The following is a 13640-nucleotide window of genomic DNA, read 5'->3' on the forward strand; positions in this document are numbered from 1 at the left end:
TCAGCGCGCGAGCGCTGCGTTGATCTTGTCGATGACGGTCTGCGCCGCGCCTTCGACGGGCAACAGCGTGGCTTCCGCGTCGCGACGGCCCTGGTACTCGATCTTGCCGTCCTTCAGGCCACGATCGCCGATCACCAGACGATGCGGCACGCCGATCAGTTCCCAATCCGCGAACATCACGCCCGGACGCTCGCCGCGATCGTCGAGAATCACGTCGATGCCCGCTGCCGTCAGTTCGTCGTGCAGCTTGTCCGCCTGCTCGCGCACGGCGTCGCTGCGGTCGTAGCCCATCGGGCACAGCACGACTTCGAACGGTGCGATCGATTCCGGCCAGATGATGCCCTTGTCGTCGAAGTTCTGCTCGATCGCCGCGCCGAGAATACGCGTGACGCCGATGCCGTAGCAGCCCATCTGCATCGGCTGCGGCTTGCCGTTTTCGTCGAGGAACGTCGCGTTCATCGCTTCCGAATACTTCGTGCCGAGCTGGAACACGTGGCCCACTTCAATGCCGCGGCAGATGTCGATTACGCCCTTGCCGTCCGGCGACGGATCGCCCTTCTTCACGTTGCGGATGTCCGCGACGACGGGCTCGGGCAGATCGCGGCCCCAGTTCACGCCCGTCGTGTGGAAATCGACTTCGTTCGTGCCGACCACGAAGTCGCTCATGTTCGCGACCGTGCGGTCCGCGATCACCTTGATCGGCTTCTTCGTGTTCAGCGGCCCGAGGTAGCCCGGCGGCGTGCCGAACCACTCGACGATTTCTTCTTCCGTCGCGAAGCGGAACTCGGCGAGACCCGGCAGCTTGTTGACCTTGATCTCGTTCAGATCGTGGTCGCCGCGCAGCATCAGCAGCCAGATGGTCGGTTCGGCGCCTTCGTTTTCCGTGGCGAGGATGATCGACTTGATCGTCTTTTCGAGCGGAATTTCCAGATACTCGGCGACGGCTTCGCACTTCGCCTTGCCCGGCGTCGGCGTCTTCTTGAGCTCTTCCTTCGGCGCGGCGCGTTCGGCGATGAGCGGCAGCGCTTCGGCCGCTTCGACGTTGGACGCGAAGTCCGACGTCGGGCAGTAAGCGATGTCGTCCTCGCCCGTATCGGCGATCACGTGAAACTCGTGCGAGCCGCTGCCGCCGATCGAGCCGTTGTCCGCCGCAACCGCACGGAAATCGAGGCCGAGGCGCGTGAAGATGCGCACGTAAGCGTCGTACATCTTGCGATACGACTCTTTCAGGCCGTCCATGTCCTTATCGAAGGAATACGCGTCCTTCATGATGAATTCGCGGCCGCGCATCACACCGAAACGCGGACGGATTTCGTCGCGGAACTTCGTCTGGATCTGATAGAAGTTCACGGGCAACTGACGGTAGCTCTTGATCTGGTTACGCGCGATGTCGGTCACGACTTCTTCGTGCGTCGGTCCGATCACGAAGTCAGTCTGCTTGCGGTCCTTGAAGCGCAGCAGTTCGGGACCATATTTTTCCCAGCGACCCGATTCCTGCCACAGCTCCGCCGGCTGGACAGCCGGCATCAGCAGTTCGATCGCGCCTGCCCGGTTCATTTCCTCGCGCACGATCGCTTCCACCTTGCGGATCGAACGCAGGCCAATTGGCAGATAGTTGTAGATGCCGCCAGCGACGCGCCGGATCATGCCGGCACGGACCATGAGCTTGTGACTGACGATTTCCGCGTCGGCGGGCGCTTCCTTCAGGGTGCCAATAAAGAATCGGGAGGCTTTCATTCAGAATTTTCCAAAAGCGGCGGACCAAAGGGGCCGCCCGAAAGGGTAAGACGATGGGTTCGCGCGCCTGAGCGCCTGGACATGCCGGCGCACGCTGTGACAGGCCGAAAAGCGATTGTCGCATGCGCGAGCACTTGTCCGACTACGCGCCAAAAGCGCCGGAATGCGGCTCTCGGGGCGCAGGACGAGGCTTGTTGCGGGCAATCGCGCCAATCTGGTGCGAGGCGGTGCGTCGGACCCGTTATCTGTTTATAATCAAAGCAATTTTAAAGGATTCGAAGGTGGTTGTATGCTGGATCGTGAAGGCTTTCGCCCGAACGTCGGCATCATCCTCTTGAACGCTCACAACGAGGTGTTTTGGGGCAAGCGTCTGCGTGAACATTCCTGGCAGTTTCCGCAAGGGGGCATCAAGTATGGTGAGACTCCCGTGCAGGCGATGTTCAGGGAATTGCACGAAGAAACGGGCCTGCTTCCGGAGCACGTCAAGGTTATCGGTCGCACGCGTGACTGGTTGCGTTATGAGGTGCCTGACAAGTTCATCAAGCGTGAGGTCCGCGGCCATTACCGCGGCCAGAAGCAGATCTGGTTCCTGCTCCGGATGGTTGGACGCGATTGCGACATTTGTTTGCGCGCGACCGATCACCCCGAGTTCGATGCCTGGCGCTGGAACGAGTACTGGGTGCCGCTCGACTGTGTGATCGAGTTCAAGCGGGATGTATATCAGCTGGCGTTAACGGAATTGTCCCGTTTCCTGCGGCGTCCTGCGCCGCGTACGGAACGGCCTGGTGGACATCATCACGGGCAGCGCTATCCACGGATGGCGTCGTCGGTGAATGCGCCGCCTGGGGCGTCGATGGAGTCCGCAGCGTCGGTGACGACCGTCACGACGACATTTGTAGTCGAGACTACGCTGCGTGCGACAATCGGGTCTGACTGTTCGTCGACGGAAGACCCGGCGGCCGTTCAGGCTCCGGGGCTGCGCGACTGACGCTGAGCGGCTGTCCACGCCGCATCTGCCGGTGCGGCGTGTGACACGCTGCGCCGGCGTTTCGAGGAAATCACATTGAAAGTATCTGCTTTCGCCGCGGCGTGTGTCGCCGCGGGCGTTCTGCTGGCTGGCTGTTCGAGCACCAAGACTTCCACTCCGTCTGACGCTTCCAAGTCCGATGGACCCAAGAGCGACTTTCAGTATCTGTTCGACCGGCCGTCGACGTGGACCGAAAAGAAAGTCGATACGCTCCCGGCCATGCCGGCGCCAGGCGATCTGCTGCCGTTCAACGTTTCGCAGAACACACCGCTGCAGTTCGCACTCGATGCGAAATCGCTGACGGTCGACAGCGACGGCGTCATCCGCTACACGGTGGTCATCACGAGCCCGAGCGGCGCGCGCAACGTGAACTACGAAGGGATTCGCTGCGAAGACTACTCGTGGAAGCTGTACGCGGGACTCAACGCCGATCACGACGGCTGGGACCGCACGGTCGAAAACGACTGGACGCGCATCGAAAACGGCGATCTGAACGCGTATCACGCGGCGCTCTATCAGGATTATTTCTGCACGAGCAAGCTGCCCGTCGGCAAGGCAGATCTGATCCTGAACAACATCAGATACAAGCGCGTGAACAGCACGCTGATTCGCGGAGGCTGAGGCGGGTCCAACGCATCTTCTGCGCGCGGAAGGTGTCGCGGCTCGATGCTGGCGCAACAAAAAAGCCGTTCCATCTTGCGATGGAACGGCTTTTTTGATGAGCCTCTCCCGGACGGGAGCGCTTCTAGATGAGCACCAGATTGTCCCGATGGATGAGTTCGGGCTCGAGCATGTAGCCCAAAACGGATTCGATCTCGCCGCTCGGACGACGCTGGATCAGCTTCGTCTCAGCGCTGCTGTAGTTCGTCAGCCCGCGCGCGACCTCGCGCCCCGACGGGCTCAGACACGCGATCACCTCGCCGCGCGCGAACGCGCCCTGCACGCCGACTACGCCGATCGGCAGCAGACTCTTGCCGCCTTCGGTGAGCTTTTCGACGGCGCCGTCGTCGATCACCACGTGCCCGCGCACTTGAAGATGGTCCGCCATCCACTGCTTTCGCGCGGCCATGCGAGCCGTGCGCGCGATCAGCTGCGTGCCAATCGCCTCGCCCGATGCGAGCCGCGCGAGCACGTCCGCCTCGCGACCGCTCGCGATCACCGTGTTCGCGCCGCTATGAGCCGCGCGCTTCGCCGCGAGAATCTTCGTCAACATGCCGCCGCGGCCGATGCTCGAACCCGCGCCGCCCGCCATCGCCTCGAGTTCCGGCAAGCCGGCATCGGCCTGCTGAACGAGCGTCGCGCTCGGATCCTTGCGCGGATCCGCGGTGAAGAGACCTTGCTGGTCGGTGAGGATGATCAGCGCATCGCCTTCGATCAGATTCGCGACCAGCGCACCGAGCGTATCGTTGTCGCCGAACTTGATTTCATCGGTGACGACGGTGTCGTTCTCGTTGATGATCGGCACCACGCCAAGACGCAGCAACGTCAGCAGCGTGGAGCGCGCGTTCAGATAGCGCTCACGATCGGCCAGATCGGCGTGCGTCAGCAGGATTTGCGCAGTGCGAATGGAGTGCTCGGCGAAGCGGCTTTCATAGACCTGCGCCAGGCCCATCTGGCCGACGGCGGCCGCCGCCTGAAGCTCGTCGATTTCGCGCGGGCGCTTGGTCCAGCCGAGGCGCTGCATCCCCTCGGCGATCGCGCCCGAGCTGACGAGCACGACTTCCTTGCCCTGCTCGCGCAACGCGGCAATCTGTGCGGCCCAGCGGCCAATTGCCGCGTGATCGAGCCCGCGCCCGTCGTTCGTGACGAGACTCGAACCGACTTTCACTACCAATCGCCTGGAATCTGCGATAACGGAACGCATTGTGCGCGGTCTCCAAGATGATTCGTAAGGCCGGCGCATGCTGGGAGTGCGCCGGCATCCAGGGTACGGCTGCTTACTCCTGCGGCTCGACGGGTGCGCCCGCGGCGCCGCCCGCCTGCCCTTCCCGGAAGCGCACGTCAGCGGCCAGATCTTCGGCCTCAGCCTCGCGGTGCGCATCCGAATGCTCGGAGATGTAGTCGTACACCGCGTAGCACAGGTTTTCGCAGCCTTGCCCCGTGAGCGCCGAGATTTCGAAGTACGGGCCATCCCATTCGAAGTCCTTCAGGAATTGAGCCACGCGCACTTCGCGCTCGTCTTCCGGAACCATGTCGAGCTTGTTGAGCACGAGCCAGCGCGGCTTGCCATACAGCTCTTCGTCGTACTTGCGCAGTTCGTTGACGATTGCCTTCGCTTCCGCGACGGGATCGACGGTTTCGTCGAACGGTGCGAGGTCGACGATATGCAGCAGCAAGCCCGTGCGCTGCAAGTGCCGCAGGAACTGATGACCAAGGCCCGCGCCTTCCGCCGCGCCTTCGATCAGCCCCGGGATGTCGGCGATCACGAAGCTGCGGCTCGGCCCGACGCGCACGACGCCGAGATTCGGCGCGAGCGTCGTGAACGGATAATCGGCAATTTTCGGCTTCGCGTTCGACACCGACGAGATGAACGTCGACTTGCCCGCGTTCGGCATACCGAGCAGACCGACATCGGCGAGCACCTTCAATTCGAGGCGCACCATGCGGCGCTCGCCCGGCTTGCCTTCCGTCTTCTGACGCGGCGCGCGATTCGTACTGGACTTGAAGTGCAGGTTGCCGAGGCCGCCCGAGCCGCCCTGCGCGATCTGCACAGTCTGGTTGTGCTCGGTAAGGTCGGCGATCAGCTCGCCCGTATCCATGTCCGTGATGATCGTGCCGACAGGCATGCGCAACGTGATGTCGTCGCCGCCCTTGCCGTAGCAATCCGAGCCGCGACCGTTTTCGCCGTTGCGCGCCTGATGCTTTTTCGCGTAGCGGTAGTCGATCAGCGTGTTGATGTTGCGGTCTGCGACTGCAAAGACGCTGCCGCCACGGCCGCCGTCGCCGCCGTCCGGACCGCCGAACGGGACGAATTTCTCGCGGCGCATCGACGCGCTGCCATCTCCTCCGTCGCCGGCGATGACTTCAATCCTCGCTTCGTCAATGAACTTCATGCGTTACTCCGTCCCGTAGGTATTGCTATTTTGCCGCGCGTGACGCGCGCGCACCATTGGCCGAATGGCCAGATTGAGCCTGATTCTTGTCCCATCCCGACAACGACATGCCGCGACGGATGCAGGTTCGCGAACAGAAGCCCGAAAAGCCTGCAAACAAAAAGGCCCCGCAAACTTCGCGGGGCCTTTTTTCCGGTCCTGAAGCCCGTGCCTGACTAAGCTCAGACAGCAGCCGGGACGACGTTGACCAGATGCTTCTTGCCGGCGCCCTTCGTCGTGAACTTGACGTGGCCGTCCGTCAGCGCGAACAAGGTGTGGTCCTTGCCGATACCGACGTTTTCACCCGGGTGCATACGCGTGCCGCGTTGACGCACGATGATGCCGCCAGCCAGGATCGCCTGACCGCCGTACACTTTCACGCCAAGTCGTTTCGACTCGGAGTCGCGGCCGTTCCGGGACGATCCGCCTGCCTTTTTGTGTGCCATTTGTTAGCTCCTTGCCCGATGCGCTTACGCGTTGATCGCGTCGATGCGCAGTTCGGTGTAGTTCTGGCGGTGGCCGCCATGCTTCTGGTAGTGCTTCCGGCGGCGCATCTTGAAGATGGTCACTTTCTTGTGACGACCTTGAGACACGACGGTAGCTTTGACGGAAGCCCCACTGACCAGCGGCGTACCGAACTTAATCGATTCGCCTTCGCCCACTGCGAGAACCTGGTCGAGCGTGATTTCAGCGTCAATGTCTGCCGGTATCTGTTCTACTTTAAGTTTTTCGCCGACAGCAACTTTATACTGCTTGCCGCCGGTTTTTATGACCGCGTACATTGAAAACCTCACTCTGGATTCATTTTCCCCACGCACCACGCGCGGAAACCCTCGATTATACATAGAGTTAGCTGCGCGGTCAAAATCAGTTGACAACGACCGCAACCACCCGTCCCGTGCGCGACAAATGCAGGCAATCCCATCCGCAAACGGGTCAAAACGGCCATGAACAAATGGTGTCCGGCGCGGAAATGCCGCAGTTCGCCTTATAATTCGCGGCACTACCCGAATTCGCCACCATGTCGTCAACCGCCACCCCCACCCCCAACGCAGCAAATCTGCTCGCTCCGATCGCCGAAGACATGCAGCAGGTGAATCGCGTCATCCGGCACCGTCTGGCGTCCGAGGTGATGCTGATCAACCAGATCTCCGAGTACATCATCAGTGCCGGAGGCAAGCGGCTGCGGCCCGCGCTGCTGTTGCTCGTGGCAGGCGCGCTAGGCGACAGGACGGGGTATCGGCACGAACTGGCGGCCGTCGTCGAGTTCATCCATACGGCCACGCTGCTGCACGACGACGTGGTCGACGAATCCGATCTGCGCCGCGGTCGCCAGACGGCGAATGCGCTGTTCGGCAACGCGGCGAGCGTGCTGGTTGGCGACTTCCTGTATTCCCGCTCGTTCCAGATGATGGTCGGCGTGGGCAAGATGCGCGTGATGGAGATTCTTTCGGAAGCGACCAACATCATTTCCGAAGGCGAAGTGCTGCAGTTGTTGAACATGCACGACGCCGACGTCGACGAAGCGCGCTACATGCAGGTGATCCGCTACAAGACGGCGAAACTGTTCGAGGCAGCGGCCCAGTTGGGCGCGGTGCTGGCGGGCGCGGACGCGACCACGGAAGCGGCCGCAGCGGAATTCGGCCGACGCATCGGTACGGCATTCCAGATCATGGACGACTGGCTCGACTACACGGGCACGCCGGAATCGATGGGCAAGAACGCTGGCGACGACCTGCGCGAAGGCAAGCCGACGCTGCCGCTCATCTATCTGATCGAACGCGGCTCGCCCGAGCAGGCGGCGCTGGCGCGCGAGGCAATCGAGCAAGGCGGCACGGACCGCTTCGACGAGATTTTCGAGGCCATCACGCGTTCCGGCGCGCTGGATCACACGCTCGAATGCGCGAAGCACGAAGCGCAGGCCGCAGCTGCAGCAATTTCTTCGTTTCCCGATTCCATTTACAAAGAAAGCCTGCTAGAATTATGTTCTTACTCGACGACGAGGCAGTCTTAAACGAGACTGACACGCCGGATTAGTCCGGATCGAGTGAACTGCAGTACCAAATCGGGGTGTAGCTTAGCCTGGTAGAGCGCTACGTTCGGGACGTAGAGGCCGGAGGTTCGAATCCTCTCACCCCGACCAGATTTTGAAAAAACCGCGCATTGCGCGGTTTTTTTTCGTCTGTCGTACGGACAAGAGGCAATCGCGTGCTGCCGCGCGTCGAAAGGACGCACGCGTTTTCAAGCTGCCCGTCCGCCCACTGAGGGCTCCCGGCCCCTCTGCTATATTCTCCCCATCCCTCCCCTTCTCTTATTCACGTCGCGTGGAACAACTTCCCTTATGGGCGCAAATAGGCGCCGTCGTCCTGCTTCTCATCTGCTCCAGTTTCTTTTCCATTACCGAGACAGCGATGATGGCGATCAACCGCCATCGCCTGAAACATCTCGCGACCAAGGGCGCGCTCGGCGCGAAGACCACCCAAGGCCTGCTCGCGCGCACCGATGAGCTGTTGAGCGCCGTCCTGATCGGCAACAACCTGTTCAACACGATCATCCCCGTGCTGACCACGTCGATCGCGTTGCACACATTCGGCAGCAACAACGTCGTGCTGTCGATCGCGACGGGTATCGTCGCGTTTCTCATCATCGTGTTCGCCGAAATCACGCCGAAAATTGTCGGCGCGACGTTCCCGGAAAAGATCGCGCTTCCCGCCAGTCTGCTGATCGCGCCGCTCATGCGCGTGTCGAAACCGCTGATCTGGTTCGTGAACCTCTTCGCGAACAGCATCCTGCGCGTGCTGCATATCAACACCAAAGGCGCGCACGACCAGCGGCTGTCGACAGAGGAACTGCGCACTATCGTGCTCGAGTCCGGCAGTTTCATGCCGACCAAGCACCGCAGCATTCTGCTCAACCTGTTCGACCTCGAAAACATTACCGTCGACGACGTGATGATCCCGCGCCGCCGTATCGAAGCCCTCGATTTCGACGCGCCATTCGAGCAGATCCTGCATCAACTCGAGACCTGCTATCACAACAAGCTGGTCGTCTATCAGGGCGATTTCGACCGCGTGCTCGGCGTGCTCCACGTGCGCAAGACGCTGGCCGCCCTGCATAACCAGGAACTGGAGCGCGAGACGCTGCGCGAACTGCTCGCCGAGCCGTACTTCGTGCCGACGGGCACACCCGTCTTCCAGCAGCTTCAATACTTCCAGGAAAGCCGCCACCGCATCGCACTCGTCGTCGATGAGTACGGCGAACTGCAGGGCCTCGTGACGCCCGAGGACATCATCGAGGAACTGATCGGTGAATTCACGACGTCCGTGCCGCGTAGCGCCAGTTCGCGCGGCGGCTGGAACGAGGAAGGCGAATGCATCGTCGCGGGCAGCATGCCGTTGCGCGAGTTGAACCGCTGGCTGCAACTGAAGTTACCGACGGACGGCCCGAAAACGCTGAACGGATTGATCCTGGAAGTTCTCGAAGAGATTCCTGAAGGTGATGTCTGCGTAAAGATTAACGACATCAAAATCGAAGTCATGCGCAGCGACGATCAGGCAATCAGAACGGTTAAGATTTTTCGCCCCGGCCCTGCGCCGGGATCGAAGATCAAGCGGCTTGTTGGCCGCTGATCGCGCACCTGGTTCGCACCTGGCCATTCGGCTGAATAGCCGCCCGATGCGCGTTACCGGATGATGAAGCCGTCATGTTCTACAGGCGGCTCGCAGCCGGTTTTCGATGCGCACTTCTTCTCTGACCGCAGCACCCGCGCCCCACGTCGCCACGACCCGGCCGGCGCTTCCAACCGCCACACCTGACGCGGACAGCCCGCCCGCCGTGCGCCTGCTCGCCGATACGCTGCAGGAAGCAGCGCGCCTGAACGCCTCCGATCTGCACATCGAACCGATGGAACACGGCTGGCGGATGCGTCTGCGCGTCGACGGCGTGTTGCACGAACTCGTGCGGCCGCCCGCGCATCTGCGCGACGCGTTCATCACACGCGTGAAAGTGCTGGCGCGCATGGATATCGCGGAGCGGCGCGTGCCGCAGGACGGCCGCTTGCGCCTGCCAATCGCGGCGGGGCGCGTCGAAGACTATCGCGTGAACTCGTTGCCTACGCTGTTCGGCGAAAAGCTCGTACTTCGGCGGCTCGAAGCACTGCCGGCCGATCTCTCGCTCGATTCTCTCGGCCTCGCGCCCGGGCAGCGCGACATCGTGGACCGGTCGATCCGCGCGCCGCATGGGCTCGTGCTCGTCACGGGCCCGACAGGCAGCGGCAAGACGATGTCGCTGTACTGCTTCCTGCAACTGCTGAATGCCGAGTCGCGCAATCTCTGTTCGGTCGAAGATCCCGCCGAGATCCAGCTTGCGGGCATCAACCAGGTCAGCGTGCGCGAAAAGGCCGGTTTGACGTTTGCCGTCGCGCTGCGCGCGTTCCTGCGCCAGGACCCGGACGTCATCATGGTCGGAGAAATCCGCGACGAAGAGACTGCCGACGTCGCCGTCAAGGCAGCGCAAACAGGACACCTGGTCCTGTCGACGCTGCACACGAACGACGCGCCCGCCGCCATCGCGCGTCTGATCGACATCGGCGTCGAGCCCTACAACCTCGCGGCCGCGCTGCGACTCGTCACGGCGCAGCGGCTGGTGCGGCGTCTGTGCCCTGCATGCCGACGTGCGTCTTCGGAAACGTTCGCTTCGCTACGCGCGGCCGGCGTACCCGACGATCAGGTCACGGACTGGCGCCCCTACGTTCCACAGGGATGCCAGGCGTGTCATGGAATCGGCTTTCGCGGACGCGTCGGCATTCACCAGACCATGCCGGTTTCGGACGCAATGCGTGAACTCATCGTCGCGCGTGCCGGGACGCATGAGATTGCGCGACAGGCACACATCGAGCACGTGCAGACCTTGCGCGAAGCGGCGCTGGCCCGCGCTTTCGACGGCACGACGAGCCTCGCCGAAGCATTGAGCGCAACGGAGGTTGCATGACGGCCGCTGCCATGCAGGAACAACGCTTCGAGTGGCGCGCGTTCGACGCGCAAGGCATACGCCGGCGGGGAACGGTGATCGCGCCGGACCTCTCGACGGCGCGCGCGTCGTTGAAACAGGACGCGCTCTATGCGGTCGAATGGACAGCGCGCGGCACAGCGCCGCAACCGAAAGTACGCGCCGCCGACATCACGTTGTTCACGCGCCAGTTATCGAGTCTGCTACGCGCAGGCTTGCCGCTTGCGCCATCGCTCGAACTGTTGGCGCATGCCACAGCAAAAGACAACGCGCGAACCAAAGGCATGTCGCGCATCGTGCACGCCCTGGCGCGTGACATCACTGCGGGCTTGGGCTTTTCGTCGGCGCTCGCCCGTCGCCCGGCGCAGTTCGGCGCGCTGTACTGCCAGCTAGTCGAGGTCGGCGAGGCCTCGGGCGCGCTGCCGACCGTCCTCGCGCGGCTCGCCGACGACCGTGAGCGCGCCGCCGCCCAGCGCGCCAAAGCCCACGCCGCGCTCACCTATCCCGTCGCGATCCTGCTGCTCGCGCTCGCGATCACAGCCGCTCTGCTGGTGTGGGTCGTCCCGACGTTCAAGCAGATCTTCGACGGCTTCGGCGCGAAACTGCCCGCACCGACGCAGTTCGTACTCGCGATGTCCGCCGCGGCGGGACGCTGGAGCGTGCCGCTCGCATCGTTAGCATGCGTGCTCATGTTCGCAATGCGTCGCGTGCTGCGGCGCTCGGAAGCCGCTCGGCTGCAATTCGCCCGTATGACGCTGCGCCTGCCCGTCGCCGGTGCGCTGCTCACTACGTTGTGCGCGGCGCGCTGGAGCCGCGCGCTCGGCACGTTGCTGTCGGCAGGCACGCCGCTCGCCGACGCATTCGATTCGCTCACGCACGCAACGGGCAACGCCTGGTTCGATCGCGCGACCGTCGCGATCTCAGCGCAACTCAGACGCGGCGTGCGGCTCGCGCCCGCGATGCGCGAAGCACAATGTTTCCCCGAAGAAATCGTGCAGCCCGTCGCGATCGCCGAAGAGTCGGGCACGCTGGATACGATGCTGCTGGACGTGGCGTCGTTGAGCGATCGTCAGGTAGACGAAAAGATCGCGGGCCTCGCGAGCCTGTGCGAGCCGCTCGTGATCGTCGTGCTGGGCGGGCTGGTCGGCGGTCTCGTCGTCGCGATGTATCTTCCCATCATCCAACTTGGCAACGTGGTGTAGTAGCATCGCAGCCGAATCCAGACAATCGATCATGCCGACCACGCTCACGTCCGTGTCAGAACCTTCCTTCAGCGGCCCGCTCGCCCGTTTCGCGGACAGTCTCGGCGCGGCCTTCGGCACGCTGCCGGCGGGCGCGCAGATCGCATTCGTGATTGCATTCGGCCTGGTGATCGGCAGCTTCCTGAACGTCGTCGTGCACCGCTTGCCCATCATGCTCGAACGCGCGTGGCGCGCCGAAGTGAGCGAAGCGACGGACCATGCATTCGATGACGACGGCCTGCCCGTGCGCTACAACCTCTGGTTGCCGCGCAGCGCATGCCCACATTGCGGCCACGTGCTGCGCGCGTGGGAGAACGTCCCGGTGCTTAGCTATCTGCTGTTGCGCGGCCGGTGCTCGCACTGCAAGACGCACGTGAGCTTTCGTTATCCGCTGCTCGAACTGTCGAGCGCAGCGCTGGCCCTGGGCGCGCTCATCTCGTTCGGCGCAACGGGCACGGCGCTCGCTGCGTTCGCTCTATGCGCGACACTGCTGGCAATGAGCGCGATCGATATCGACACGCACCTGTTGCCGGACTCGATGACCTTGCCGTTGCTGTGGGCCGGCCTCATCGTCAATTTCAATACCGTGTTCGCGAGCCTGCACGATGCCGTGATCGGCGCGATCGCAGGCTACCTCGCGCTGTGGTGCGTGCATTGGGTGTTCAAGATCGTGCGCGGCGTCGAAGGCATGGGTTATGGCGACTTCAAACTACTCGCCGCGCTCGGTGCGTGGCTCGGTTGGGCTGCGCTGCCGCAGATCATCCTGATCGCTGCCGTGACGGGCGCCGTCGTCGGCCTGGTCGCGACGTGGATCGGCCGCATGCGCTTCGAGGAGCCGCTGCCCTTCGGTCCGTTCCTCGCGGCGGGCGGTGCCGTGACGCTGTTCGTCGGCACGCCGCTTTACATGGCTTTGGGAGGCTGACGCATGTTTGCTGTTGGATTGACAGGCGGCATCGGCAGCGGCAAGTCCACGGTCGCCGATCTGTTCGCAAAACGCGGCGTGACGCTCGTCGATACTGACGTGATCGCGCATCGCATCACCGCGCCGCAGGGTCTCGCCATGCCGTCCATTGCAACGGAGTTCGGCCCATCGTTCGTCGCCGAAGACGGCTCGCTCGATCGCGCCCGTATGCGCGCGCTCGTTTTCAGCGACGAGAACGCGCGCAAGCGGCTCGAAGCCATCACCCATCCTTTGATCCGCGCAGAGACCGAGCGTCAGCGTCAACAGGCGCCGGGGCCTTATGTGATCGTCGTCGTGCCGCTGCTCGTCGAGTCGGGTAGCTGGAAAACGCGTGTGAATCGCGTGCTGGCCGTCGATTGCAGTGTCGAAACCCAGATCGCTCGCGTCATGCGTCGCAACGCTTTTACTCGCGAGCAGGTACTCGCGATCATTGCGCGCCAGGCCACGCGCGAAGCGCGCCTTGCCGCCGCCGACGACGTGATCGTCAACGACAACCGGTCGCTCGACGAACTCGAGGTTGATGTCGATCAGCTTCATCGCACGTATGTTTCGCTCGCGGGGGCCTAAGCCGTGAG

13 protein-coding genes and 1 tRNA gene are annotated in these 13640 nt (G+C 63.0%); 9 read left to right on the plus strand and 5 right to left on the minus strand.

Translation table 11 applies throughout. The annotated features are described in order from the left end of the window. Entirely contained in the window at positions 1–1737 is a 1737-nt protein-coding gene (locus tag PPGU16_RS14155) for a proline--tRNA ligase (RefSeq protein WP_180720528.1), read from the minus strand. A gap of 289 nt (positions 1738–2026) precedes the next feature. Here PPGU16_RS14155 and PPGU16_RS14160 point away from each other — a divergent pair, with 289 nt between their 5' ends. Both PPGU16_RS14160 and PPGU16_RS14165 read left to right on the plus strand, forming a co-directional pair. Further along, complete coding sequence (locus PPGU16_RS14160; protein WP_036002508.1) at positions 2027–2725, plus strand: RNA pyrophosphohydrolase; 699 nt, start codon at positions 2027–2029, stop codon at positions 2723–2725. A 75-nt stretch (positions 2726–2800) separates the two neighbouring features. Continuing rightward, entirely contained in the window at positions 2801–3385 is a 585-nt protein-coding gene (locus PPGU16_RS14165; RefSeq protein WP_180720529.1) for a CNP1-like family protein, read from the plus strand. A gap of 124 nt (positions 3386–3509) precedes the next feature. Here PPGU16_RS14165 and proB read toward each other — a convergent pair whose 3' ends face one another. From proB to rplU, 4 genes are all read right to left on the minus strand, one after another. After that, a complete protein-coding gene (proB, locus tag PPGU16_RS14170; RefSeq protein ID WP_180720530.1) occupies positions 3510–4628 on the minus strand; it encodes a glutamate 5-kinase in 1119 nt (372 codons plus the stop codon). Between the two features lie 73 nt (positions 4629–4701). Further along, complete coding sequence (gene cgtA / locus PPGU16_RS14175) at positions 4702–5817, minus strand: Obg family GTPase CgtA (protein WP_180720531.1); 1116 nt, start codon at positions 5815–5817, stop codon at positions 4702–4704. 221 nt (positions 5818–6038) lie between these two features. After that, positions 6039–6302, minus strand: coding sequence for a 50S ribosomal protein L27 (gene rpmA, locus PPGU16_RS14180; RefSeq protein WP_007747163.1), 264 nt, complete (start codon positions 6300–6302; stop codon positions 6039–6041). A 24-nt stretch (positions 6303–6326) separates the two neighbouring features. Beyond that, positions 6327–6638, minus strand: a complete 312-nt coding sequence (gene rplU / locus PPGU16_RS14185) for a 50S ribosomal protein L21 (protein WP_007747161.1) — start codon at positions 6636–6638, stop codon at positions 6327–6329. 239 nt (positions 6639–6877) lie between these two features. Here rplU and PPGU16_RS14190 point away from each other — a divergent pair, with 239 nt between their 5' ends. The 7 genes from PPGU16_RS14190 (at position 6878) to coaE (ending at position 13632) form a co-directional block, all read left to right on the plus strand. Then, positions 6878–7870, plus strand: a complete 993-nt coding sequence (locus tag PPGU16_RS14190; protein WP_180720532.1) for a polyprenyl synthetase family protein — start codon at positions 6878–6880, stop codon at positions 7868–7870. Between the two features lie 52 nt (positions 7871–7922). Then, positions 7923–7999 (plus strand) — tRNA-Pro (locus tag PPGU16_RS14195). Positions 8000–8180: 181 nt separating this feature from the next. Continuing rightward, on the plus strand, positions 8181–9485 hold the full coding sequence (locus tag PPGU16_RS14200; RefSeq protein ID WP_180720533.1) for an HlyC/CorC family transporter: 1305 nt from the start codon (positions 8181–8183) through the stop codon (positions 9483–9485). Positions 9486–9591: 106 nt separating this feature from the next. Further along, on the plus strand, positions 9592–10845 hold the full coding sequence (locus tag PPGU16_RS14205; protein ID WP_180720534.1) for a GspE/PulE family protein: 1254 nt from the start codon (positions 9592–9594) through the stop codon (positions 10843–10845). Further along, positions 10842–12065 carry a type II secretion system F family protein gene (locus PPGU16_RS14210; protein ID WP_180720535.1) on the plus strand — a complete coding sequence of 408 codons (1224 nt, stop codon included), beginning with the start codon at positions 10842–10844 and terminating at the stop codon, positions 12063–12065. Before PPGU16_RS14205 ends, PPGU16_RS14210 begins: the two co-directional genes overlap by 4 nt. Before the next feature lie 31 nt (positions 12066–12096). Further along, the gene (locus tag PPGU16_RS14215; protein ID WP_180720536.1) at positions 12097–13026 is read left to right on the plus strand and encodes a prepilin peptidase; all 930 of its coding nucleotides are present in this window, start codon (positions 12097–12099) and stop codon (positions 13024–13026) included. 3 nt (positions 13027–13029) lie between these two features. Continuing rightward, a complete protein-coding gene (gene coaE, locus PPGU16_RS14220) occupies positions 13030–13632 on the plus strand; it encodes a dephospho-CoA kinase (protein WP_180720537.1) in 603 nt (200 codons plus the stop codon). The last annotated feature ends 8 nt before the right edge of the window (positions 13633–13640 follow it).

The sequence above is a fragment of the Paraburkholderia largidicola genome (assembly GCF_013426895.1).
GTDB classification, from domain to species: Bacteria; Pseudomonadota; Gammaproteobacteria; order Burkholderiales; family Burkholderiaceae; genus Paraburkholderia; species Paraburkholderia largidicola.

What these genes read in the sequence shown, in the direction of transcription:
- PPGU16_RS14155 (WP_180720528.1), bottom strand. Translation starts at nt 1,737, where the DNA reads ATGAAAGCCTCCCGATTCTTTATTGGCACCCTGAAGGAAGCGCCCGCC.
- PPGU16_RS14160 (WP_036002508.1), top strand. Translation starts at nt 2,027, where the DNA reads ATGCTGGATCGTGAAGGCTTTCGCCCGAACGTCGGCATCATCCTCTTG.
- proB (WP_180720530.1), bottom strand. Translation starts at nt 4,628, where the DNA reads ATGCGTTCCGTTATCGCAGATTCCAGGCGATTGGTAGTGAAAGTCGGT.
- cgtA (WP_180720531.1), bottom strand. Translation starts at nt 5,817, where the DNA reads ATGAAGTTCATTGACGAAGCGAGGATTGAAGTCATCGCCGGCGACGGA.
- rpmA (WP_007747163.1), bottom strand. Translation starts at nt 6,302, where the DNA reads ATGGCACACAAAAAGGCAGGCGGATCGTCCCGGAACGGCCGCGACTCC.
- rplU (WP_007747161.1), bottom strand. Translation starts at nt 6,638, where the DNA reads ATGTACGCGGTCATAAAAACCGGCGGCAAGCAGTATAAAGTTGCTGTC.
- PPGU16_RS14190 (WP_180720532.1), top strand. Translation starts at nt 6,878, where the DNA reads ATGTCGTCAACCGCCACCCCCACCCCCAACGCAGCAAATCTGCTCGCT.
- PPGU16_RS14205 (WP_180720534.1), top strand. Translation starts at nt 9,592, where the DNA reads ATGCGCACTTCTTCTCTGACCGCAGCACCCGCGCCCCACGTCGCCACG.
- PPGU16_RS14210 (WP_180720535.1), top strand. Translation starts at nt 10,842, where the DNA reads ATGACGGCCGCTGCCATGCAGGAACAACGCTTCGAGTGGCGCGCGTTC.
- PPGU16_RS14215 (WP_180720536.1), top strand. Translation starts at nt 12,097, where the DNA reads ATGCCGACCACGCTCACGTCCGTGTCAGAACCTTCCTTCAGCGGCCCG.
- coaE (WP_180720537.1), top strand. Translation starts at nt 13,030, where the DNA reads ATGTTTGCTGTTGGATTGACAGGCGGCATCGGCAGCGGCAAGTCCACG.